A 1,182-nucleotide genomic window follows, 5' to 3' on the forward strand; every position below is an offset into this window, starting at 1 on the left:
GCGGCTGAGCGGCATCTCGTCGAGGCGTACGAACACCTCGGGGACCATGAAGCCGGGGAGCTTCGTGACGAGGTGGGCGCGCAGCGCGGCGTCGGGGGGCGCGGCCCCGTCGCGGCCGACGACGTAGGCGACGAGGCGCTGTTCGGTGCCGGTGCCCCGGACGGTGGCCGCCGCGAGGGCGACGCCCGGGGTGGCGGCCAACAGGGTCTCGATCTCGCCGAGTTCGATGCGTACGCCGCGCAGTTTGACCTGGAGGTCGCTGCGTCCGAGGTAGTGGATGAGGCCGCTCGCGTCGATCTTGCCGAGGTCGCCGCTGCGGTACATCCGGGTGCCCGGCGCTCCGTGCGGGTCGGCGACGAACCGTTCCGCGGTCATACCGGGCTGTCCGATGTAGCCGCGTCCCAGGGAGGCGCCCGCGATGTAGATCTCGCCGGTGACGCCGGTGGGGACGGGCCTGAGCAGCTCGTCCAGGACGTACACCCGGGCCCCGGCGACCGCGCCCCCGAGCACCACGGGCTCGCCGGGCACCAGGTCGGCGGTGGTGGCGTAGACGGTGACCTCGCTGGGGCCGTACGCGTTGACGATCCGCCGTCCGGGCGCGCTGAGCCGTTCGACCAGCTCGGGCGGGCAGGGCTCGCCGCCGACCCCGACGGTCCGCAGGTCGGGCAGCTGCCCGGCGAGGTCGGGCAGCAGCATCGCGGCGGACGGCGGCAGGAAGACATAGGTGATGCGGGACTCCCGGAGCTTGTCCAGGAGGGCCTCGCCGATCCGTTCGTCCTCGTTCGGAATGTGCAGCTCGGCGCCCGCGACCCAGGGGAAGAAGAGGTCGGAGACGGCGACGTCGAAGCCGAACGACACGAATTGCAGGACCCGGTCGTCCGCGTCGACCGGGAAGGAGTGCCGTACGGCGCGGGTGAGGTTGACCAGGGCCCGGTGTTCGACGGCGACGCCCTTGGGCACGCCGGTGGAGCCGGAGGTGAACAGGACGTACGCGAGATCCTTGGGGCCCGGCGCCCGGACCGGGCCGGCGGGGGCCGCCCCCGGCAGGACCGGGTCGGTGACGGCCGGCCGGTCGAGGCGGACGCACGGCACATCCAGGCTCTCCCCCTTCTCCGCCGTCCCACGAGCCGTCAGGAGCAGTCCGGTGCCCGAGCTCTCCACCATGTGGCGGAGCCGGGCGGG

The 1,182-nt window shown here is 73.6% G+C and carries 1 protein-coding gene; it reads right to left on the bottom strand.

Annotation, left to right across the window (positions count from 1 at the left end):
* On the bottom strand, window positions 1–1,182 hold a 1,182-nt coding region (locus GT042_RS21130; protein WP_161310292.1), incomplete at both ends, for an amino acid adenylation domain-containing protein.

The organism is Streptomyces sp. SID3212, from assembly GCF_009865405.1.
In the GTDB taxonomy this organism is placed as follows: domain Bacteria; phylum Actinomycetota; class Actinomycetes; order Streptomycetales; family Streptomycetaceae; genus Streptomyces.